General features: G+C 58.5%; 21 protein-coding genes. 17 read left to right on the forward strand and 4 right to left on the reverse strand.

Annotation, left to right across the window (positions count from 1 at the left end; translation table 11 throughout):
• Positions 1-2 precede the first annotated feature (2 nt).
• From AC2TAD_RS16485 to radC, 8 genes are read left to right on the forward strand one after another with little or no spacing between them, the layout of a single operon-like run.
• Entirely contained in the window at positions 3-767 is a 765-nt protein-coding gene (locus AC2TAD_RS16485) for a thiazole synthase (RefSeq protein ID WP_170355657.1), read from the forward strand.
• Positions 764-1,360: a thiamine phosphate synthase gene (locus AC2TAD_RS16490; protein ID WP_480868968.1), complete on the forward strand. Its 597-nt coding sequence runs from the start codon at positions 764-766 to the stop codon at positions 1,358-1,360. Before AC2TAD_RS16485 ends, AC2TAD_RS16490 begins: the two co-directional genes overlap by 4 nt.
• Positions 1,357-2,322 (forward strand): ThiF family adenylyltransferase, encoded by a 966-nt coding sequence (locus tag AC2TAD_RS16495; protein ID WP_480868970.1) that lies wholly within the window; start codon positions 1,357-1,359, stop codon positions 2,320-2,322. The genes AC2TAD_RS16490 and AC2TAD_RS16495 overlap by 4 nt, the downstream gene beginning before the upstream one ends.
• A 20-nt stretch (positions 2,323-2,342) precedes the next feature.
• The gene (locus AC2TAD_RS16500) at positions 2,343-3,278 is read left to right on the forward strand and encodes an ABC transporter substrate-binding protein (protein ID WP_170786111.1); all 936 of its coding nucleotides are present in this window, start codon (positions 2,343-2,345) and stop codon (positions 3,276-3,278) included.
• Entirely contained in the window at positions 3,275-3,949 is a 675-nt protein-coding gene (tenA, locus tag AC2TAD_RS16505) for a thiaminase II (RefSeq protein WP_480868972.1), read from the forward strand. The genes AC2TAD_RS16500 and tenA overlap by 4 nt, the downstream gene beginning before the upstream one ends.
• Positions 3,946-4,671 carry an ABC transporter ATP-binding protein gene (locus tag AC2TAD_RS16510; RefSeq protein WP_170755471.1) on the forward strand — a complete coding sequence of 242 codons (726 nt, stop codon included), beginning with the start codon at positions 3,946-3,948 and terminating at the stop codon, positions 4,669-4,671. The genes tenA and AC2TAD_RS16510 overlap by 4 nt, the downstream gene beginning before the upstream one ends.
• Complete coding sequence (locus AC2TAD_RS16515; protein ID WP_480868973.1) at positions 4,668-5,402, forward strand: ABC transporter permease; 735 nt, start codon at positions 4,668-4,670, stop codon at positions 5,400-5,402. Before AC2TAD_RS16510 ends, AC2TAD_RS16515 begins: the two co-directional genes overlap by 4 nt.
• Positions 5,403-5,437: 35 nt before the next feature.
• Positions 5,438-6,193: a RadC family protein gene (gene radC, locus AC2TAD_RS16520; RefSeq protein ID WP_480868975.1), complete on the forward strand. Its 756-nt coding sequence runs from the start codon at positions 5,438-5,440 to the stop codon at positions 6,191-6,193.
• 3 nt (positions 6,194-6,196) lie between these two features.
• Here radC and AC2TAD_RS16525 read toward each other — a convergent pair whose 3' ends face one another.
• From AC2TAD_RS16525 to secA, 3 genes are all read right to left on the reverse strand, one after another.
• The gene (locus tag AC2TAD_RS16525) at positions 6,197-7,753 is read right to left on the reverse strand and encodes a substrate-binding domain-containing protein (RefSeq protein ID WP_480868977.1); all 1,557 of its coding nucleotides are present in this window, start codon (positions 7,751-7,753) and stop codon (positions 6,197-6,199) included.
• Between the two features lie 24 nt (positions 7,754-7,777).
• Positions 7,778-8,698, reverse strand: a complete 921-nt coding sequence (locus AC2TAD_RS16530; protein ID WP_480868979.1) for a hypothetical protein — start codon at positions 8,696-8,698, stop codon at positions 7,778-7,780.
• Between the two features lie 99 nt (positions 8,699-8,797).
• Positions 8,798-11,515, reverse strand: a complete 2,718-nt coding sequence (secA, locus tag AC2TAD_RS16535) for a preprotein translocase subunit SecA (protein WP_170755467.1) — start codon at positions 11,513-11,515, stop codon at positions 8,798-8,800.
• A gap of 176 nt (positions 11,516-11,691) precedes the next feature.
• Here secA and AC2TAD_RS16540 point away from each other — a divergent pair, with 176 nt between their 5' ends.
• Genes AC2TAD_RS16540 through mutT form a run of 3 tightly spaced genes read left to right on the forward strand, consistent with a single transcriptional unit; the run spans position 11,692 to position 14,167 of the window.
• The gene (locus tag AC2TAD_RS16540) at positions 11,692-12,540 is read left to right on the forward strand and encodes a peptidylprolyl isomerase (RefSeq protein ID WP_480868981.1); all 849 of its coding nucleotides are present in this window, start codon (positions 11,692-11,694) and stop codon (positions 12,538-12,540) included.
• A 5-nt stretch (positions 12,541-12,545) separates the two neighbouring features.
• Positions 12,546-13,772 carry a bifunctional glutamate N-acetyltransferase/amino-acid acetyltransferase ArgJ gene (gene argJ, locus AC2TAD_RS16545; RefSeq protein WP_480868982.1) on the forward strand — a complete coding sequence of 409 codons (1,227 nt, stop codon included), beginning with the start codon at positions 12,546-12,548 and terminating at the stop codon, positions 13,770-13,772.
• Complete coding sequence (gene mutT / locus AC2TAD_RS16550; protein WP_170755464.1) at positions 13,769-14,167, forward strand: 8-oxo-dGTP diphosphatase MutT; 399 nt, start codon at positions 13,769-13,771, stop codon at positions 14,165-14,167. The genes argJ and mutT overlap by 4 nt, the downstream gene beginning before the upstream one ends.
• Before the next feature lie 94 nt (positions 14,168-14,261).
• On the opposite strand, the gene AC2TAD_RS16555 is transcribed toward mutT, so the two are convergent.
• Complete coding sequence (locus AC2TAD_RS16555) at positions 14,262-14,672, reverse strand: ester cyclase (RefSeq protein WP_480868984.1); 411 nt, start codon at positions 14,670-14,672, stop codon at positions 14,262-14,264.
• Positions 14,673-15,026: 354 nt separating this feature from the next.
• On the opposite strand from AC2TAD_RS16555, the gene AC2TAD_RS16560 reads away from it, so the two are divergent.
• From AC2TAD_RS16560 to AC2TAD_RS16585, 6 genes are all read left to right on the forward strand, one after another.
• Complete coding sequence (locus tag AC2TAD_RS16560) at positions 15,027-16,970, forward strand: AMP-binding protein (RefSeq protein WP_480869039.1); 1,944 nt, start codon at positions 15,027-15,029, stop codon at positions 16,968-16,970.
• Between the two features lie 79 nt (positions 16,971-17,049).
• The gene (locus tag AC2TAD_RS16565) at positions 17,050-17,868 is read left to right on the forward strand and encodes an ABC transporter ATP-binding protein (RefSeq protein WP_170771453.1); all 819 of its coding nucleotides are present in this window, start codon (positions 17,050-17,052) and stop codon (positions 17,866-17,868) included.
• 29 nt (positions 17,869-17,897) lie between these two features.
• Positions 17,898-18,884 (forward strand): branched-chain amino acid ABC transporter permease, encoded by a 987-nt coding sequence (locus AC2TAD_RS16570; protein ID WP_170755463.1) that lies wholly within the window; start codon positions 17,898-17,900, stop codon positions 18,882-18,884.
• A gap of 3 nt (positions 18,885-18,887) precedes the next feature.
• Positions 18,888-19,145 (forward strand): hypothetical protein, encoded by a 258-nt coding sequence (locus AC2TAD_RS16575; RefSeq protein ID WP_480868986.1) that lies wholly within the window; start codon positions 18,888-18,890, stop codon positions 19,143-19,145.
• Between the two features lie 3 nt (positions 19,146-19,148).
• On the forward strand, positions 19,149-20,225 hold the full coding sequence (locus AC2TAD_RS16580) for a branched-chain amino acid ABC transporter permease (protein WP_170355674.1): 1,077 nt from the start codon (positions 19,149-19,151) through the stop codon (positions 20,223-20,225).
• 75 nt (positions 20,226-20,300) lie between these two features.
• On the forward strand, positions 20,301-21,581 hold the full coding sequence (locus AC2TAD_RS16585; RefSeq protein ID WP_170355675.1) for an ABC transporter substrate-binding protein: 1,281 nt from the start codon (positions 20,301-20,303) through the stop codon (positions 21,579-21,581).
• Positions 21,582-21,587 lie beyond the last annotated feature (6 nt).

The raw sequence follows: 21,587 nt of genomic DNA on the forward strand, positions 1-21,587 counted from the left end.
GGATGAAAACGTTTTACGGCACAGATTTGCCCAACCCCTTAATGCTGGGCACGGCGCAATATCCAAGCCCGGCCATTCTGGAGCAGGCGTTTCGGGAAAGCGGGGCCGGGGTGGCCACCGTGTCGCTGCGACGGGAATCTGGCGCGGGGCAAACATTTTGGCAGATGATCCGCGATCTTGGCGTGTTGGTCCTGCCAAACACCGCCGGGTGCCACACGGTCAAAGAGGCTGTGACCACCGCACATATGGCGCGTGAGGTGTTCGACACCAAATGGATCAAGCTGGAACTGATCGGCCACACGGACAGTCTGCAACCGGATGTGTTCCAACTGGTCGAAGCTGCCCGCATCCTAACCGAGGATGGATTTCAGGTCTTCCCGTACACCACCGACGATCTGATCGTGGGTGAACGTCTGCTGGCCGCAGGGTGTGAGGTGCTGATGCCCTGGGGCGCGCCGATTGGGTCGGGGCGCGGATTGAACAACGAATACGCGTTGCGGGCGATGCGGGCGGAATTCCCGGATGTGCCGTTGGTGATTGATGCTGGCATTGGCCTGCCCAGCCACGCCGCGCGCGCGATGGAGCTGGGTTATGACGCTGTTCTGCTGAACACGGCCGTAGCGCGTGCCGGTGATCCGCCGGCGATGGCGCAGGCCATGATGCAGGCGATTGAGGCCGGGCAACTGGCCCATCAGGCCGACCCGATTGAGGCGCGCGATATGGCCGAACCCTCGACCCCTGTGATCGGAAAGGCGTTTCTGTCATGAGCCTCGACCGCTTTTACCCGATCTTTGATCACTCGGACTGGCTGCGGCGGATGCTGCCATTGGGTGTCAAACTGGTGCAGCTGCGCGTCAAGGATCAGCCCGAAGCGGTGGTGCGTGAACAGATTACCCTGTCGCGCGATCTGTGCCGCCACTATGGCGCGGTTCTGGTGGTGAACGACTATTGGCAGGCCGCGATTGATCTGGGTTGTGACTGGATTCATCTGGGGCAGGAGGATCTGGACGACGCCGACCTGCAAGCCATTCGCAAGGCTGGGCTGAAGCTGGGCGTATCGACCCATGATGACGACGAGTTGGAACGCGTTCTGGCCATGGACCCGGATTATGTGGCGCTGGGGCCGGTCTATCCGACCATTTTGAAAAAGATGAAGTGGCATCAGCAGGGCCTGCCACGTGTCACCGAATGGAAGTCGCGGGTGGGCGATATCCCTTTGGTCGGGATCGGCGGGATGAGCGTCGAACGCGCGCCGGGCGTTTTGCAGGCGGGGGCGGATATCGTCTCGGTCGTGACAGATATCACCCTGAACACGGACCCCGAAGCGCGCGTGCGCCAATGGATCGAGGCCACCCGATGAGCCGTTATGCCCGCCAAACCATCCTGCCTGAGGTGGGGGCAGAAGGGCAGGCGCGGTTGTCTGCGGCGCATGTGTTGGTCGTCGGGGCCGGAGGGTTAGCTGCGCCGGTTCTACCCTTGCTGGCTGGGGCTGGAGTCGGGCGGATCAGGATGATGGACGGGGATACAGTCGATCTGTCCAACCTGCATCGCCAGACTTTGTTTACGCAGGCGGATTGTGGTCGACCCAAGGCTGATGTGGCGGCTGAGCGCTGCCGGAGCTTGAATGATGAGATTAACGTTGATGCGCTGAAACAGGCTCTAACAAACGAAAATGCGCCCAATATGGTCGCGCAGGCTGATGTGATCCTGGATTGTGCGGATAGCTATGCGGCCAGCTATATTCTATCCGATACTTGTTTGGCGCAGAGGAAACCGTTGATCAGCGCCTCGGTGCTGGGGTTATCGGGCTATGTTGGTGGGTTCTGCGGAGGGGCACCTTCGCTGCGCACGGTGTTCCCTGACGCGCCCGATAGCGGAGCGAGCTGCGCAACCGCCGGTGTACTGGGTCCGGTCGTTGGGACAATAGGCGCGATGCAGGCACAGATGGCGCTGAACCTGATCCTTGGGATCACGCCCTCGCCCTTGGGGCAGATGGTGCAATATGACGCCCTTACCCTGCGCACCAGCACCTTCCGGTTCGACACCGCGCCCGAGCCGAATAGCTGTTTTCGGTTCGTCTCAGCCAGCCAACTCAGCACGGATGACCAGATCGTCGAGCTGCGCGATGAGGCAGAGGCAGCAATCCCAGCGCATCCGAACGCGCAGCGCGTTTCGCCTGAAAATTTGCAAGAAATAGAGCCTAATCAAGGCAAAAGACTGGCCTTGTGCTGTGCAACTGGTCTGCGCGCATGGCGCGCTGCTGAAAAGATTCAACCGGATTGGCCGGGCGAGATTGTCCTCGTCGCGGCCTCGACCTCGTAAGCGAAAAGGAAACGCGAGACATGAAGAAACTGATCACCGCCATCGCCCTGCTGGCCGCTGCGCCAGCCTGGGCCGAGGACAAGATGACCGTCCTGCTGGACTGGTTCATCAACCCCGATCACGGCCCGATCATCGTGGCACAGGAAAATGGCTATTTCGCCGAGCAGGGGCTTGAGGTTGAAATCGTCCCGCCCGCCGATCCTTCTGCCCCGCCGCGTCTGGTGGCAGCAGGTCAAGCTGAACTGGCGGTGTCCTACCAGCCGCAGCTGCACCTGCAAATCCACGAAGGCCTGCCGCTGAAACGCGTGGGCACGCTGGTTGCGACCCCGCTGAACTGCCTGCTGGTGTTGGAAGACGGTCCGATTAAATCTTTGGCCGACCTCAAGGGTAAAAAAATCGGCTTCTCGGTCGCTGGCGTGGAAGAAGCGATCCTGACCGCCATGCTGAATGCCCATGGTGTGGCGCTGGACGATATCGAATTGATCAACGTGAACTTCTCGCTGTCGCCGTCGCTGATGACCGGGCAGGTGGATGCGGTGATCGGTGCGTTCCGCAATTTCGAACTGAACCAAATGGATATCGAAGGTGTCGCGGGCCGCTGCTTTTACATCGAGGAAGAAGGCGTACCGCCCTATGATGAGCTGATCTATGTGGCCAACCCCGAAACCATGGATGCCGACATGATCGCGCGTTTTCTGGCCGCGACCGAAAAAGCTACGCAGTATATCGTCAACAACCCGGAAAAAAGCTGGGAGATCTTCGCGGCCACCTCGCCCGAGCTGCAGGATGAGCTGAATGCGCGCGCATGGGTCGACACTCTGCCCCGTTTCGCCCTGCGTCCGGCTGGTTTTGACGCTGGTCGGTACGCACGGTTCGAGGCGTTCCTGAAAGACAGCGGCATGATCGACAGCATCAATCCGGTCAGTGACATCACCATTGATGTGACCGCGCAATGAGCGGCTACGGCAAAGCCTTCGCGCTGATGCGTGATGCGGCGCAAGGGCCGTGGCGGGATTATACCCGCCACGCCTTCGTCGAAGGCATGAAGAACGGCACGCTGCCGCGTGAGGCGTTCCTGCACTATCTGCGGCAGGATTACGTGTTCCTGATCCATTTTAGCCGCGCCTGGGCATTGGCGGTGGTGAAATCGGAAACGCATTCCGAGATGTTGACCGCTGTGGGCACCGTGAACGCTCTGGTCGCCGAAGAAATGCAGCTGCATATCGGCATCTGCGAAGCGGCCGGGATTTCGCAGGAGGAGCTGTTCGCGACTCCCGAGCGGGCCGAGAATCTGGCCTATACGCGGTTCGTGCTAGAGGCCGGGTATAGCGGAGATCTGCTGGACCTGCTGGCCGCCCTTGCGCCCTGTGTCATGGGTTATGGTGAGATCGGCGCGCGGCTGGCTGCTGAGGCGACATCCGAGACCTATCGCGATTGGATCAACACCTATGCCGGTGAGGAATACCAAGGCGCATGTCAAGCGGTCGGAGAATTGCTGGATCAGGCTCTAACGCGGCGTATTGGGGCAGATTTTGAGGCTTCACCACGCTGGGATCGACTGTGTCAGACCTTCCGCACTGCGACCGAGCTTGAGGTCAACTTCTGGCAAATGGGGCTGACCCCGTGACCCAAGCGCCTGATCTGACCATCAGTGGCTCGGCCACAATCGACGGCGCGCCCTTGTTCGCGCCGTTGACCCTGACCCTTGGGGCGGGGCAGTGGACTTGTCTGCTGGGCGGATCGGGTGTGGGGAAAACTACCGTTCTGCGCCTGATCGCGGGGTTGGAAACAGGTGCCGCGTTCAATGGTCAGATCACTGCCGGTGACGCGCAGCCAGTGACAAGCCGCGTCGCCTATATGGCGCAAGACGATCTACTGCTGCCTTGGGCGACGGTGGCGCAGAATGTTTCTCTGGGTGCGCGGCTGCGCGGGGAAAAACCCGACCTGGCCCGCCGGGACCGTTTGATCGAGCGGATGCGATTGCAGGATCATCTGAACAAAAAACCCGGAGAATTGTCTGGCGGTCAGCGTCAGCGCGTGGCCTTGGCGCGCACGTTGATGGAGGATCGCCCCATCGTTTTGTTGGATGAGCCGTTCTCGGCGCTCGACGCCCGCACCCGGGCAGACATGCAGGATCTGGCCGCCGAGGCGCTGGCAGGGCGCACCGTGTTGCTGGTGACGCATGATCCGGCCGAGGCCGCGCGTTTGGGTCAATCTATTGTGGTGATGACCGCGCAGGGGCTGACGCCCTGCGAGCCGCCTTCGGCCCCGGCTCCGCGCCATGTGGATGACCTGGAAACGCTGGAGACGCAGGGCGCGTTGTTGCGGTTGTTGAGAGAGGCTGCATGAAGATCCTGTCCGCCCTTGCCGCAACTGTATTCGCGCTGGCCGTTTGGCAGGCGATTGTCAGCTTAACGGGCCTGCCGAAATTCATCCTGCCCGGTCCTGCGCTGGTGGCTGAGACATGGTGGCAGAACCGCTGGGTGATTGCCGAACATACATGGATCACGGCGGTTGAGGTGGTGATCGGATTGGCTTTCGGCACAGCTCTCGGCGTGATCACCGCGCTTCAATTGGCCAATTCGCGGGCAGCGCGTGTGTTGGTGCAGCCGATGCTGGTCTTTACACAGGCGCTGCCGGTGTTTGCTCTGGCCCCGTTGCTGACCCTGTGGCTGGGTTATGGGCTGTGGTCCAAGGTCGCGATGGCGGTGCTGATCATCTATTTCCCGATCACCTCATCCTTTTTCGACGGGCTGATGCGTACGCCCCCCGGCTATCTGGACCTTGCACGCACCATGCAGGCCAGCCCGCGTGCAGTGTTGTGGCATATCCGCATTCCGGCGGCGCTGCCCTCGTTGGCGTCGGGGATGCGGCTGGCGGCGGTTTATGCGCCCATCGGGGCCGTGATTGGCGAGTGGGTGGGCTCGTCTCAAGGCTTGGGCTATCTAATGCTGCTGGCCAATGGGCGCGCCAAGACCGATCTGATGTTTGCCGCGATGCTGACCTTGGGCGTGTTTTCGATTCTGCTGCATCTGATCATCCGCCGCGCCACGGCGCGCATGGCAGGTGAAGCGCGTTAACGGTTTGGAAACCGATTCGGCGTCAGGGTTGGTACATGACCAAGGACGCCTTTGCCGAAGCCCCGATGCTGTTTGAAACGGACGAAGCGTCCGCGCAGCCGCTGCCAAGTGGTCGATTGCCCTCCTATATAAAAGACCATCGCAAGCGGCTGCGCGAAAGGTTCATGTCGGGTGGGTCCGACGCAATGCCGGATTATGAGTTGTTGGAACTGGTGCTGTTCCGGTCCATCCCCAGGCAGGACGTGAAACCTCTGGCGCGGGCGCTGATGGATACGTTTGGGGATTTCAACCGCGTGCTGACCGCGCCCGAAGAACGGCTGCGTCAGATCAAGGGTGTAGGTGATACAGTCATCACTGATCTGAAAATCCTTGAGGCTTGCGCCCATCGCATGGCCCGCGCGCGGGTGATGCAACGGCACGTGATCTCGGGCTGGGATGCGTTGCTGGACTATTGTCACACCACAATGGCCCACCGTGAGACCGAGCAGTTCCGGGTGTTCTATCTGGATCGTAAAAACGTCCTGATTGCGGATGAGGAACAAGCCAAGGGCACAGTTGATCATGTGCCTGTTTATCCGCGCGAGGTAGCGAAACGGGCGTTGGAACTGAACGCCTCGGCGCTCATTCTGGCGCATAACCATCCGTCGGGCGATCCGACGCCCTCGCAGTCGGATATCGACATGACCAACCGGATTCAGGATGTATGTCTGGCGCTTGGCCTGACTCTGCATGACCACCTGATCATCGGAAAATCAAACGAACTGAGTTTTCGTTCGGAAGGTTACTTGTAAAGGTTACTCGACCCACACTTCGACCCGGCGATTGATTTTGCGACCCCATTCAGTGTCGTCACAGGCCATGGGCATCGCCTCGCCAAAGCCATCAACTTCAAGCGTCACGCTGTCTGCGATTTTGGTTTCAACCGCATCGAGCACCGCGTTTCGGACGGTTTTCGCCCTCAGTTCGGCAATCCGGGCGTTTGCGGTGGCGGCGCCGTCTCCGTCACTGAATCCGACAAAGGTCAGTGTTCGTCCATCAAACTTGCCGGATTCCAAAAGCTGGGCCAGATGGAGCAGGTTCGATCTGGATTGCGCGTCCGGTCGGGAGGAGCCTGCCTCGAACCGAAACGACAAGGACAAACGGGATCGCGGCCGTAATGTTTCGACCATCCGTTGCAATTCGTCCAGACCGACTTCTGAGGCGCCAGATGCCACGGCGTTTGCCAACCGATCACCCTGCGCGCTAAGAGGCAGCAACTCGGGCGATTGATCTACGAAACCGGCATTCCGGATCACATCCTGAGCTTCGGCGCCTTGGATATAGGCCAGAAACTGTCGTCCAATTCGCGGCAACCGACGATTGGGCAGATACAGAAACATCGGCGCGGTCAGTGGGTAATCCTCGGTTTTGATAGATTGGCGCGTGGCTGCCAGCGGATGACCACAGCCACCGGTCAGGGCCAACGCGCGGGCCGCACCGGCCTCGGCCTGGCTGGCGATCCCGATTGCAAACGGATCTTTGGCAACAGCCCGCGCCATTGCAGTGCTGCGTTTGTGTCGGATAACCGTGTCGGCAAGCGTAACGTCTGCGGGTTGCAAAAGCTGTTTTTCAACACCTTGAGTCAAACCTGAGCCAACCTCGGGCATATGAACGGAAATTGGCGCATCGGGACCACCGAGTGCGACCCAGTTGTCGATCTGGCCGGACAGAACCTGAACCAGCTGCCCCAAGGATATCTGTCCCACAGGATTGTCGGTGGCCACGATCGGCACCAGTGCGTCTAATGCAATGACCCGCGCACGCCGACTATGCCGAAGGTCCCCCAGTCCGGCGTCCTGCACGGCCTCTTGTTCCTGGGAAGTGATCTCACGCAGGGCCATCACGATGTCGGTTTCATTTTCAATGAAATCCGAAAACCCGCGGGCTGTAGTACCAGGGTCAAAGTAAAACCGACCAAGCGGTGCCTCACGATCAGTTGTTTTCAACTCATAGTAAAATCGGCCTGAGGATTCCCGAATAGGCGCCGCCGACAACCCTTCTTGTCGGGCAAAGCCGATGATCAATTCGGGCAAGATTTTTTCCGCCATGACCGATGCACCGGAAAAGCGCAGCTCGGCGACGAAATCCGTGAGGCTGGGGCAGGCAGGCCCGGCACATGTGACGCCTGAGCCGTCTACGGTCAGCTCTCCGAACTGCGTATCCACGCGATAGAATTCACCGTCAAATCCCAACAGGTTACCCACGACCTCGACCTTGCCGTCATGGGAGGTAAGAGAGATATCCTGCGCCGATGCATTCAGGGTATATATCGCCGAAAACAGTGCGGCCACCGCCACACGATAGAAAGTCATCAAAAGCCCGAGCCTGCCTGCGTTTTATTTGGCCGCGATTGTCAGGTCTTCGAGCAGATTATTCAACACCAGAAACTCGCCAGACTGGCCGCAATCAGGCAGAGTCAGCGACAAATCGCGTGACTGCAGACGACGGTTGCCGCGTAACTCCAGCGATTGCAGGGCCAGTTCCTGACCGCAATTCTCGGCAGTCACTTCGGCCTCGACGGACAGGGCAATCGAACCGGATTGGGCGGATTGGCCAGCCGGGTAGGAATACACCTGAATGTTTTTGGCATCGCCTATCCCGGTGTGCCCCAGATGTACGACTTTGCCGATTCCCTGGGTTTCAGGATCGGCTGAGACATGCCCCTTGCCGCCATAGCTGGCACCGAATTCCAGAGCATGAATCTGAAGATCGGTCTGCCCGGTCCATTGTAGGGCGACCCGGTTGTAATGCGCGATTTCTGGAATATGAGTCGTGGCAACCGTTCCCTGTTGATCCTCTGTCGAGATCAGAAAGATCGCGTATTCCGACAAGGCTGGAACAGTTAGGTCTGCCTTGCCGTTCTTGTCAGTCTTCTGGGTGACAGTTAGACCCCTGTGGTGGACATCGATGCGCGAATTGCTGTGGCAGGGGGCAATGACGCTTAGATGTGCGGCGGCACCGGGAACGGCAACTGCGCGTGCGCTGATGGCACAATCGCTGTTGTCCGCGATCGATTGCGCGGTCGTGACCACGTGTCGTTGAGAGTGCGGTTCGCTGGCGCCATTACCGGAAGGAGCCGAGGAGGTCAGAACGATATGCTCAAGCCAGGTTATCCCGACACTCTGATACGAGGCCGAGTTTGCTGCGACCTGCGTGCCTTGCGGCTGCGCAGGTGTTCCATTCTGCATTAAGTAACCAATGGCGAGGGCGCATGCGACTGTTCCCCCGGTGGTCACGTAGTTCTTGATTACAAACAAAACACCCTCCCCAGTTGAAGGAGCGAGTCGGATGTTTAAGCCGAAACACGGCCAATATGTGGCCGTGGCGCGGACTCATTGTGACTGAACCCGGTTAAATCAGGTCAGTCTGCCGTGGCAGTGTTTGAACTTTTTGCCCGATCCGCAGGGGCAGCGGTCATTGCGCGATGGGTTACCCCATGTGTTGGGATCGTTTTCATCAAACCCGGGGAGCGGATCGCCTGAGGCTTCGGCCTCGGCCACTGCTTCGGCCTGTTCGGTTGCTTGGTCGACAGCTTGCTGAGCCTGCGCCTGTTGCGCCTGCATCTGAGCCAGCATCTCGCGCTGCTCTTCTTCGGTCAGCGGGCGCACGCGTGACAATTGTTGCGTCACGGTTTCGCGAAGACTGTCCAACATGCTTTCGAACAGCTGGAAGCTCTCGTTCTTGTATTCGTTCAGCGGATCACGCTGGGCATAGCCTCGGAACCCAACGACCGAGCGCAGATGTTCCAGTGTCAGCAGGTGCTCGCGCCATTTGCCGTCGATGGTGTTCAGCAGAACCTGCTTTTCGATGTTGCGCATGTTTTCGGGGCCAAAGGCGGCGGCCTTTTGCGCCATCATCTCATCGGCGGCATTGACCAGACGCTCGCGCACCTGTTCGTCGTCCACGCCTTCCTCGGCGGCCCAGTCCTGAACCGGCGCGTCGATGGTCAGCTTGTCCTTGATCGCCTCATGCAGACCGTCGGTGTCCCACTGATCGGCATAGGTTTTGGGCGGCATGTATTCGTCGATCAGGTCGTCGATCACCTGCTCGCGCATGTCCGAGACGATCTCGGAGAGGTCATCCGCAGACATGATCTCGCGTCGTTGGCTGAACACCACTTTCCGTTGGTCGTTCATCACGTCGTCAAACTTCAGGACGTTCTTGCGCATGTCAAAGTTGCGACCTTCGACCTTGGATTGCGCGCGCTCCAGCGACTTGTTCACCCAGGGGTGGACGATCGCCTCACCCTCTTTCATGCCCAGCGTGGTCAGAACCTTGTCCAACCGCTCCGAGCCGAAAATCCGCATCAGATCGTCTTCTAGGCTGAGGTAGAACACGGTGCGGCCCGGATCGCCCTGACGGCCCGAGCGTCCACGCAGCTGGTTGTCGATGCGGCGGCTTTCGTGGCGTTCGGACGCCATCACGTAAAGGCCACCGGCGGCCAGTACCTTTTCTTTTTCCTCAGCGTGGCGCGCCTCTTCGGCTGCACGCAGTTCGGCCGGGTCGGCCTCGGGGTTTTCGGCCAGGGCCTGCAAAACCTTCATCTCGACATTCCCGCCCAACTGGATGTCGGTTCCGCGACCGGCCATGTTGGTGGCGATGGTCACTGCACCCAGACGGCCCGCATCGGCGACGATCTGCGCCTCTTGTTCATGCTGGCGGGCGTTCAGAACGTTATGTTCGATGCCTTCTTTCTGGAGCATCTGGCTGAGAAGTTCGGATTTCTCGATCGAGGTAGTGCCCAGAAGAACTGGTTGCCCCTTCTCCTGCGCCTCTTTCGTCTGCTCGATCATGGCGCCGTATTTTTCCATCGCGGTGCGATAGACCTGATCATCTTCATCCACGCGGGCAATCGGCTTGTTGGTCGGCACTTCGACCACGCCCAGACCATAGATTTCTTGGAATTCTTCGGCCTCGGTCAGGGCGGTGCCGGTCATGCCGCCCAGCTTGTCATACAGGCGGAAATAGTTCTGGAAGGTCACGCTGGCCAGCGTCACGTTCTCGGGCTGGATCGGAACGCCTTCCTTGGCTTCGATGGCCTGATGCAAACCCTCGGACAGGCGGCGGCCCGCCATCATACGGCCGGTAAACTCGTCGATCAGGACCACGTTATTGTCACGAACAATATAATCCTTGTCGCGCTGAAACAGCTTATGCGCGCGCAGTCCCTGGTTCACATGGTGCACCACGGTCGTGCTTTCGGGATCATAAAGCGAATGGCCTTCGGGGATCAGCCCGTTGGCGATCAGTTGCTGTTCCAGAAACTCATTGCCCTCATCGGTGAAGGTCACGTTTCGCGATTTTTCGTCCAGCGTGAAATGATCATCGGCCAGCGAAGGGATCAGCGCGTCAATCGCGGTATACAGATCAGATCGGTCCTGCGACGGCCCTGAGATAATCAGCGGTGTCCGCGCTTCGTCGATCAGGATCGAGTCGACTTCGTCCACAATCGCGAAGTTGTGGTATTTCTGGTAGATCTCGGCAAGGTCCGATTTCATGTTGTCGCGCAGATAGTCAAAGCCCAACTCATTGTTGGTGGCATAGGTGATATCGCACCCATAAGCGGCTTTTTTATCGGCGTCAGGTTGCCCCGACCAGATCACGCCGGTTGTCATGCCAACCGCGGCGAACACCTTGCCCATCCATTCCGAGTCGCGCTTGGCCAGGTATTCGTTCACCGTGACCACATGCACGCCCTTGCCGGTCAGTGCGTTCAGATAGGCTGGGAAAGTGGCGACCAGGGTTTTGCCCTCACCCGTCTTCATTTCCGAGATATTGCCTTGATGCAGGAAGGTGCCGCCCATCAACTGCACGTCAAACGCCCGCAGACCCAGCGCGCGCTTCGCGCCCTCGCGCACATTGGCAAAGGCTTCGGGCAGCAAATCGTCCAGGCTTTCACCGTCCAGCGCGCGTTTGCGCAGTTCGGCGGTCTTTTCGATCAGACCTTCATCGGTGAGCTTTTCGAACTCGGGCTCCAGTGCGTTGATCTTTTCGATCAGGGGGCGGGTCGCCTTGATCTTGCGGTCGTTCGGTGTTCCGAACACCTTTTTGGCGAGCGTTCCGAGTCCCAGCATGTTCACTCCAGCGGATCTGTTCTTGTCTTGGTTGCGACAGGCTTGCCCACCTTGCGCGCAACCCATAGATACGGGGGGTGAAAGGCGGCCCTGTCCAAGGCTTCAAAGCGATGTAAGCGGCAGGTTCCACAGTGTCAACGCTGCGCCCCGTCGTGGCAAAGAAATAGGATGATTCCATGCCCAAAGGCCTCACTTTTCTGCCATCGCTGGCTCTGACTGCCGTGCTGGCCCTGCCGCTGGCCGCCGAAACCAAGCCTGACGCCAGCACCGTGGTCGCCCGCGTGAACGGAGATGAGATCACTTTGGGTCACGTTATCGCCACTGTTGCGACCCTTCCGGCGAATTATCAGCAGATTGAAGACGACGTCTTGTATGACTTCATCATCGAACAGTTGATCCAGCAGCAGCTATTGGGTCAGCAACAGGACGAGCTGACCAAGCTGAACGCATTGGCGCTGGCGAATGAAACCCGCTCGTTGCTGGCCGTTCAGACTGTGAACGCTTTGATCGGCGATCTGGTCACCGACGAGGCGATTCAGTCCGCCTACGACGCGCGGTTCGCCGAGTTCGAAGGTGAAGATGAGTTCAACGCCAGCCATATACTTGTCGAAACCGAAGAAGAAGCCAACGAGATCAAGTCGCAACTGGATGACGGTGCGGATTTCGCGGAACTCGCCAAAGAAAAATCGACCGGTCCCTCTGGCCCGAATGGGGGCGAGCTGGGTTGGTTCGGAAAAGGGCGGATGGTTCCGGAATTCGAGACAGCCGTCGTAGGATTGGACAAAGAACAAGTTTCTGATCCGGTGCAGACTCAGTTCGGTTGGCACGTGATCATCCTGAACGACAAACGCAAAACCGAGGCACCCGAGTTGGCTGCTGTGCGGGAAGAACTGGCTCAGACCTTGCAGAACGAAGCGATTCAGGCCCGCATTGATGAGCTGACGCAAAGCGCTCAGATCGACCGCCCGGAAATCGAGGGCGTGACCCCGGGTATCGTTCGACAGCTGGACCTGATTCAGGAGTAAACCCGGTGGCCACGATTACCAAAGTGTCCCCGCTGGCTCCGGCGGCATTTCCCGACCTGCCCGCGATTGACGGCGTGCGCTTTGCCACCGTTGATGCTGGCGTGCGCTACCAGGGCCGCACCGATGTGATGCTGGCGGTGCTGGACCCCGGCACCTCGGTAGCGGGTGTGTTTACGCGATCCGCTACCCGCGCCGCTCCAGTGCTGGATTGTCAGGACAAGATCGGTGGGGCCAGCGATGGCCCGGCGGCCATTCTTGTCAACTCGGGCAATGCCAATGCGTTCACCGGGCATTACGGTCAGACCTCGGTGGCCGAAGTGACGCAGGCCGTGTCCAAAGCCACCGGCGTCACGGTCGAGCGGGTCTTTACATCGTCCACCGGCGTGATCGGCGAACCGCTGCCCCATGATCGTATCGTATCGCAGCTTGAGACGCTTAAGGCCGGTCTCAGCCGTCACGCGATCGAGGACGCAGCGCGGGCGATCATGACCACCGATACCTTCCCCAAAGGGGCGTCGGCGCAGGTCGAGATTGATGGTAAAACAGTCTCAATTGCGGGGATTGCCAAGGGTTCCGGTATGATCGCGCCGGATATGGCGACGATGCTGGTTTATATCTTCACCGATGCGCAGGTCGAACAATCGGCGCTGCAGTCCATGCTGGGCGCGCAGACGGATCGTACGTTTAACTGCATCACGGTGGACAGCGATACCTCGACCTCGGATGGTTTGCTGCTGTGCGCCACCGGGGCCTCGGGCGTGGATGCTACTGGCAACGCAGCCTTCGCGCAGGCGCTTGAAACGGTGATGCTGGACCTTGCGCAGCAGGTGGTGCGCGACGGTGAAGGAGCCACGAAATTCGTAGAAGTTCGTGTGACCGGAGCGGCCTCGGACGCGGACGCCAAGGTGCATGGGCTGGCGATTGCAAACTCACCACTGGTGAAAACGGCGATTGCGGGCGAAGACCCGAACTGGGGTCGTGTGGTCATGGCCATTGGCAAATCCGGAGCGGCTGCGGATCGCGACCTGCTGAGTATTTCTTTCGGCGATATTCTGGTGGCCGAGAAAGGCTGGGTCAGCCCCGATTACCGGGAGGAAGACGCGGCCGCCTATATGAAAGGTCAGGATCTGGTGATCGCGGTTGATCTGGGACTGGGTGAGGGCGCATCGACCGTTTGGACCTGCGACCTGACCCACGGCTATATCGAAATCAACGCGGATTATCGCTCTTGAAGACTGTATTGGTGTCTGCTGTCGCCCTGATCGACGTCGAAGGCCGGGTGTTGCTGGCGCAGCGCCCGGAGGGGAAGTCCATGGCCGGTCTGTGGGAATTCCCCGGCGGCAAGGTCGAACCCGGCGAAACCCCCGAGGTCGCCCTGATCCGCGAGCTGGAGGAAGAACTGGGCATCAACACCTGGGCCTCCTGCCTCGCACCGCTGACCTTTGCCAGCCACAGCTATGACGATTTCCACCTGTTGATGCCGCTGTTCGCTTGCCGGAAATGGGAGGGGATACCACAATCAAAAGAAGGTCAGGCGCTGAAATGGGTCCGCGCTAATGATCTGCGGAACTATCCTATGCCCGCAGCGGATGTGCCGTTGATCCCGATTCTGCGGGATTGGTTGTAGTGTCGCGGCAGGGCGCATGCCCCCTGTGGCCAAAAGAGAGCACGCGGTGGCCGGAATTGCGTGATCTGTGACCTGTGGCCCTGTTCCGAAAGTATTAGGCCCAGCTGAGCTGTTTCAAGGAATGCGCATCATTCCATATCTTGGTCATGTGTTTGATTTTGTCACCGTCAAACTCAATGGCATAGACGTATTCCGCGGCCAGAGTTTTTCCCGTAGCAGGCACTGGGCCATCCACGGAATGAGTTCCATGGAACACGGCAAATATGCTTGCAATTCCACGCTCTTCATCAACAGAAAATGATTTGAGCTCATAATGACCATCCGGGATCGGAGTCAGCAGGTTTTTCATCCAGTCTGCGTAACCTTCCAGGGAAGTGACGTCGGCCAATGCGTCGGCTTGTGCTGAAAACGTCGCGCCCTCATGGCAAAAGTTTTTGCAGGCGTCCCAGCCTTTGCCTGTATCGCAGACCTCAAAGAATTCTCTTGCGGCTTTTTGGATAGACATGTGTTTCCCCCCCTACGAAACTGTGGCCAACCGTGGTGACCATCAACTGAAGCAGTAAGAAACAGGGTACGCTGAAATAGTTAATAATCAAAACGCGCGGAAATATCGTGGCTTGGTGACGACATTGTGACTGATGTGCTCCGGCGATCCATCCAATCCATCACCCTTCCACCACTGTTACAATTCGTAAGAATTGAGAAAACATCAGGCAAAACTTGACGCTGATCGTTCTCATGTCTCTTAATCGGGGCATTGGCGTTCGGGCACCAACCCGGACCCGCCAGTTCCGGCCCGGGGAGGGGTCGGATGGGGAGGAGAAAAAGATTGGCTCAGATGCAGTCGGGCGCGGAGGGGATGGTATCTCTTCCGGCGCTGTTACATCGAAATGCGACGCAGTTCGGGGATGCCCCGGCCTACCGGGAAAAGGAATTCGGGATCTGGCAATGCTGGTCCTGGGCTGAAACCGCCGCCGAGGTGCGCAAGCTGGCGTTGGGATTTCTGGAGATCGGCGTTGAGAAGGGCGACCATATCGCCGTCATAGGCCGCAACCGCCCGGCGCATTACTGGTCGATGGTCGCCGCGCAGATGGTGGGGGCGGTGCCGGTGCCGCTGTATCAGGACTCGGTCGCGGAAGAGATGGCCTATGTTCTGGAACACTGCGGTGCGAAGTTCGTCGTCTGTGGCGATCAGGAGCAGGTCGACAAGGTCATCGAGATTCAGCAGGGGCTGCATCAGGTCAAGCATATCCTCTACACCGACAAGCGGGGGATGCGGAAATACGACCACTCCCAGATGAACGCGCTGGACGACATCATGGCCGAGGGCAGCGCCGGACACGCGCGGTTCGACGCGGAACTGGACAAGCGTATCGCGGCGATCACCTATGACGATACTTGCGTGATGCTCTATACCTCGGGCACGACGGGCAAGCCCAAGGGTGTGGTTCTGTCGAACCGCAACGTTATCGAAAGCGCCAAGAACTCGGCTGAGTTCGACCATCTGACCCGCAACGAAGATATTCTCTCCTACCTGCCGATGGCGTGGGTGGGCGACTTCATATTCTCGATCGGTCAGGCCTATTGGTGCGGGTTCTGCGTGAACTGCCCCGAAAGCGCCGACACGATGATGACCGACCTGCGCGAGATTGGGCCGACCTATTTCTTTGCCCCGCCGCGCGTGTTTGAGACGCAGTTGACCAATGTGATGATCCGGATGGAGGATGCGGGCAAGCTGAAGAAGCGCATGTTCCGTCACTTCATGGATCACGCCAAGAAAGTCGGCGGTCTGTTGCTGGATGGCAAGCCGGTCGGGTTTGGCGACAAGGTGAAATACGCGCTGGGCAACATGCTGGTTTATGGTCCTCTGAAGGATACGCTGGGTTATGGCCGGTTCCGCGTCGGCTATACGGCGGGTGAGGCGATCGGGCCTGAGATTTTTGATTTCTACCGCTCGCTGGGTATCAATCTGAAGCAGCTATATGGTCAGACCGAGGCGACCGTTTTCATCACTGTGCAGCCCGATGGCGAGGTGCGCGCGGATACGGTTGGTGTTCCCGCGCCGGATGTCGAGTTGAAGATCGACGACAAGGGCGAGATTCACTATCGCTCGCCCGGTGTGTTTGTCGAGTATTACAATAACCCGGACTCTACCGCCTCGACCAAGGATGCCGAGGGTTGGGTGGCCACAGGTGATGCAGGGTTCATCGAGGAAGGGTCCGGCCATTTACGGATCATTGACCGTGCTAAGGACGTGGGCAAAATGGCCGACGGGTCGATGTTTGCGCCGAAATATGTCGAGAACAAACTGAAGTTCTATCCCGATATTCTTGAGGTTGTTCTGTTCGGCAACGGCAAGGATCGTTGTGTGGCCTTTATCAATATTGACCTGACGGCGGTTGGAAACTGGGCTGAGCGCAACAATGTTGCCTATGGGTCCTATCAGGAACTGACCAGTCATCCCCGCGTGTTAGAGACGATCAAGTCGCATGTGGAAGAGGTCAACAAGTCGGTTGCGGCAGATGAGATGCTGTCGGGCTGCCAGGTGCATCGCTTTGTGGTTCTGCACAAGGAACTGGATGCGGATGATGGTGAGATGACCCGGACTCGTAAAGTGCGGCGCGGTTTTGTGGAAGAGAAATTCCACGACATCATTGATGCGCTTTATGACGGATCATCCAGCGTTTCGACTACGACTGAAGTGACCTATGAGGACGGGCGGAAGGGGTCGATCTCGGCCACGCTGGAAATCGTCGACGCGCCGGTTGTTGCTGCGGCCTCGCACAAGGTTGCGGCGGAATGAGGGCCGTTCGAGCGCCGCTCGACCTGACGGTCATCGCCCCGCCCACCGTCCCGTTATTTCGCAGCTCAGGGAGGATCTGATGCTGGATAGTTCCGAAGGATATGTCACCGAAGACGGCCGCAAGATCGGTGGTGTGGTGATGGAGATGAAGAACATCACCCTGCGCTTTGGCGGTGTGGTGGCAATCAAGGATATCTCTTTCGACATTCGCGAGGGTGAGATCCGGGCCATCATCGGACCGAACGGTGCGGGTAAGTCCTCGATGCTGAACGTGATTTCCGGGTTCTATGTGCCGCAGGAAGGTGAAGTTTGGTTTCACGGATCAAAACGCCCGCAGATGCGACCCTTTGAGGTGGCGCAGCAGGGGATTGCACGGACGTTCCAGAATATCGCTCTGTTCGAGGGGATGAGCGTTTTGGATAACGTCATGACCGGGCGTTTGGGCTTCATGAAGACCAACATTTTCCAGCAGGCCTGGTGGAAGGGCAAGGCCGAAGCGGAAGAGACCGAGAACCGCGAGGCCGTCGAGAAGATCATCGACTTTCTGGAAATCCAGCACATCCGCAAGACGCCCGTGTCGCGCCTGCCTTACGGGTTGAAGAAACGGGTCGAGCTGGCGCGGGCGCTGGCGGCAGAGCCCAAGCTGCTGCTGCTGGATGAGCCGATGGCGGGCATGAATGTCGAGGAAAAAGAGGACATGAGCCGCTTTATCCTGGATGTGAATGATGAGTTCGGCACCACAATCGCGCTGATCGAACACGACATGGGCGTTGTGATGGACCTGAGCGACCGCGTGGTGGTGATGGACTATGGCCGCAAGATCGGTGACGGCACACCCGATGAGGTGCGCAACAATCAGGAAGTCATCGACGCCTATCTGGGGGTGAGCCATGACTAAACATCTGACAGACATGAGAGGGGGCGGACATGCCTGATCAGTTGGTATTCGCGATGGAGGTCATCCTGAATGGCCTGATGGCCGGGGTCCTATATGCTTTGGTCGCGCTGGGCTTTGTGCTGATCTACAAGGCCTCGGGGATTTTTAACTATGCACAAGGGGTTATGGCGCTGTTTGCGGCGATGACTCTGGTGGGGATCATGAAAGGTCAGGTGCCGTTTGCGCATCTGATCAACGCCACCTTCGGCACGCATATCCACTATTTTGGCTGGAACGTGCCTGCGCTGCTGGCGATTATTCTGACCATGGCGGTGATGGTTCTGCTGGCTTGGGCGGTGCAGCGCTTTGTGATGCGTCATCTGGTGGGGCAGGAGCCGATCATTCTGTTCATGGCAACGATTGGTCTGGCCTATCTGCTTGAGGGTGTTGCAGACCTGATGTGGGGGTCCGAAATCAAGACGCTGGACGTGGGCCTTCCGCAGGGCATCAACCTTTGGATCGACGAGAGCACGTTCAACATCTTTGGCTACGGCTTCTTCATCGACAATCTGGACATTGTTGCAACAGTGATCGCGGCATTGCTGGTGGCGGCGCTGGTGGCGTTCAGCCAGTACACCAAACAAGGGCGTGCGATGCGCGCGGTGGCCGATGATCATCAGGCTGCGCTGTCAGTCGGGATCTCGTTGAACTTCATCTGGGTGATGGTCTGGTCAGTGGCCGGTTTTGTGGCCCTTGTCGCGGGCATTATGTGGGGCACGAAATCGGGCGTTCAATTCTCGCTGAGCCTGATCGCGCTCAAGGCGCTGCCGGTTCTGATGTTGGGCGGCTTCACCTCGATCCCCGGCGCCATTGTCGGTGGCCTTATCATTGGTGTGGGCGAAAAACTGTTTGAGTTTGCCATCGGTCCGATGGTGGGCGGGGCGACCGAGAACTGGTTTGCCTATGTACTGGCGCTGATCTTCCTGGTTTTCCGGCCGCAGGGTCTGTTCGGCGAAAAGATCATCGAGAGGGTATAGGGCATGACCAAACTTATCGCCATCACCAATGTCATTGCCTGGGCCGGGTTTTGGGCGTTTGGATATATCGCTCTGACGTCGGACGACCTGTCGGACGGGCATGTGACAATTGCAGCCATTCTGGCTTTTGCAGGGCTGGTCATGGGTGTTCTGGCCTATTTGAAACTTGTGCGCGCGTCCGAAGCGAGCGGCTACGCTAAGGGGTCGAACCAACTGGATGCTGCGGCCCGGAACCGGGCGCAGGAACAATGGGGAAAGTAAGACATGTTCTATCGTGAAGCAGGGGACTTCAAAGTCTCTTACGTGGATGACAGCCAGACCTTCCCGATCAAGTTCGACCGGTATCGGTACTATGTGGTGCTGGCGGTGGCATTTGGGATCATCCCGTTCATCATCAACGACTACTGGGCGAACGCTTTGCTTTTGCCTTTCCTGATCTATGCGATTGCAGCGATCGGGTTGAATATCCTTGTGGGTTATTGCGGTCAGGTCTCGTTGGGGACAGGCGGATTCATGGCTGTGGGGGCCTACGCTTGCTATAAGCTGATGACGGCCTTCCCTGATGTCAGCATGTTCATCCATGTTATCCTTGCGGGTGGCATTACCGCGCTGGTGGGTGTTTTGTTTGGTTTGCCAAGCCTTAGGATCAAGGGCTTCTATCTGGCCGTGGCGACGCTGGCGGCGCAATTCTTCCTGGTTTGGCTGTTTAACCGCGTGCCGTGGTTCTACAACTACTCAGCCTCGGGTCAGATCAACGCGCCTGAACGGGAAGTATTTGGTATCATCATCACAGGTCCGAATGCACCAGCCTGGGCCACCTACCTGTTTTGCCTGATCTTCCTGACAGTCTGTGCCGTGATTGCCCGCAACCTGACGCGCGGAACGACCGGGCGAAAATGGATGGCGATCCGCGATATGGACATCGCTGCAGAGATCATCGGCGTTAACCCCCTGCGGGCAAAGTTGACGGCCTTTGCAGTCAGTTCGTTCTTTGTGGGCGTCTCGGGTGCGTTGTTCTTTGCGGTCTATCTGGGCGCGGTCGAGGTCGGCGAAGTGTTTGGCATCCAGAAGTCGTTCCTGGTGCTGTTCATGATCATTATCGGCGGGCTGGGCTCGATCTTCGGGTCTTTCGCGGGGGCTGCGTTCCTTGTTCTGCTGCCAGTCGTGCTGAAGGTCGTCGGTGCGGACATGCTGGGTTGGCCCACCGATATCGTGGCGCATTTGAATCTCGTCATCGTCGGCGGACTGATCATCATGTTCCTGATCCTTGAACCACATGGTCTGGCGCAACTGTGGCGCGTGGCGAAAGAAAAACTGAGACTCTGGCCATTCCCGCACTAGCGGGTCGGCCCAATCACATAACGGGTGGTACACGCCCGAGCTCACCATCGGACAAACCAAGGGAGGAGACACCCGATGAAATTGAAACTGGCAACCATGGCGCTGGGCGCTGTAATGGCGGCAGGTCCGGTTATGGCCGACCTCGTCTTTCCGTCGCTTAGTTATCGTACGGGGCCATATGCGGCGGGCGGTATCCCGTTTGCGGATGGCTATGCCGACTATTTCACACTGCTGAATGAACGCGATGGCGGGATCGGAGGAGTTCCGACCAGGGTGATCGAATGCGAAACCGGCTATAACACTGAAAAAGGTGTGGAATGCTATGAATCGACCAAGGGCGAAGGCTCGTTGGTGTATCAGCCGCTTTCGACCGGCATTACCTATCAGCTGATCCCCAAGACCACCGCAGATGGCATTCCGATGCACACGATGGGTTACGGGCGTACCTCGGCCAAGAACGGTGACGTGTTCAGCCATACCTTCAACTATCCTGCGAACTACTGGGATGGGGCCTCGGGTGCGATCAACTATCTGTTGGAGTCGAACAACGGCGACCTCAGCGGTAAGAAAATCGCGCTGGTCTATCACAACTCGGCCTACGGCAAGGAGCCGATCCGCACACTCGAAGAGCTGTCGGCAAAGCATGGCTTTGAGCTCGTTGCGCTGCCCGTTGATCACCCAGGTCAGGAGCAGAAATCCCAATGGCTGCAAATTCGCCGCGATCGTCCCGACTTCGTCCTGATGTGGGGCTGGGGTGTGATGAACCAGGTCGCTGTTCAGGAAGCTGCCAACATCCGCTACCCGATGGAAAACTTCATCGGTATCTGGTGGTCGGGTTCCGAGAATGACGTGCTGCCTGCGGGTGAAGCCGCCAACGGCTACAAGGCACTGACCTTCCACAACGTGGGCACCGATTTCCCGGTCTTTGACGACCTGCAGAAATATGTGGTCGACGCCGGTAAGGCTGCCGGTGCGGGCGATCAGGTAGGTACGGTTCTGTATAACCGCGGTCTCTATGCCGCTATGTTGGCCGCCGAAGCTGCCAAGAAAGCGCAGGAAATCCACGGCACCGACGACATCACCCCTGCGATGATGCGCGACGGTATGGAAGCGCTGGAAATCACCGAAGCCAAGATGACCGAACTGGGTCTGCCCAACTTTGGTCCAGCCTTCTCGGTCTCGTGCGAAAACCACGGCGGGGACGCTTTGGTTGGCGTGACCCAATGGGACGCGGCCAGCAAGACCTGGAGCTTGATTTCAGAGTTCAAGGCCACCGATGGCGACGTGATCGGCCCGCTGATCAACGAAGACTCGAGCGCTTATGCGACCGAGAACAAAATCGACGGACGTTGCTGATCCGAT

The sequence above is a fragment of the Ruegeria sp. HKCCD7628 genome (assembly GCF_057221005.1).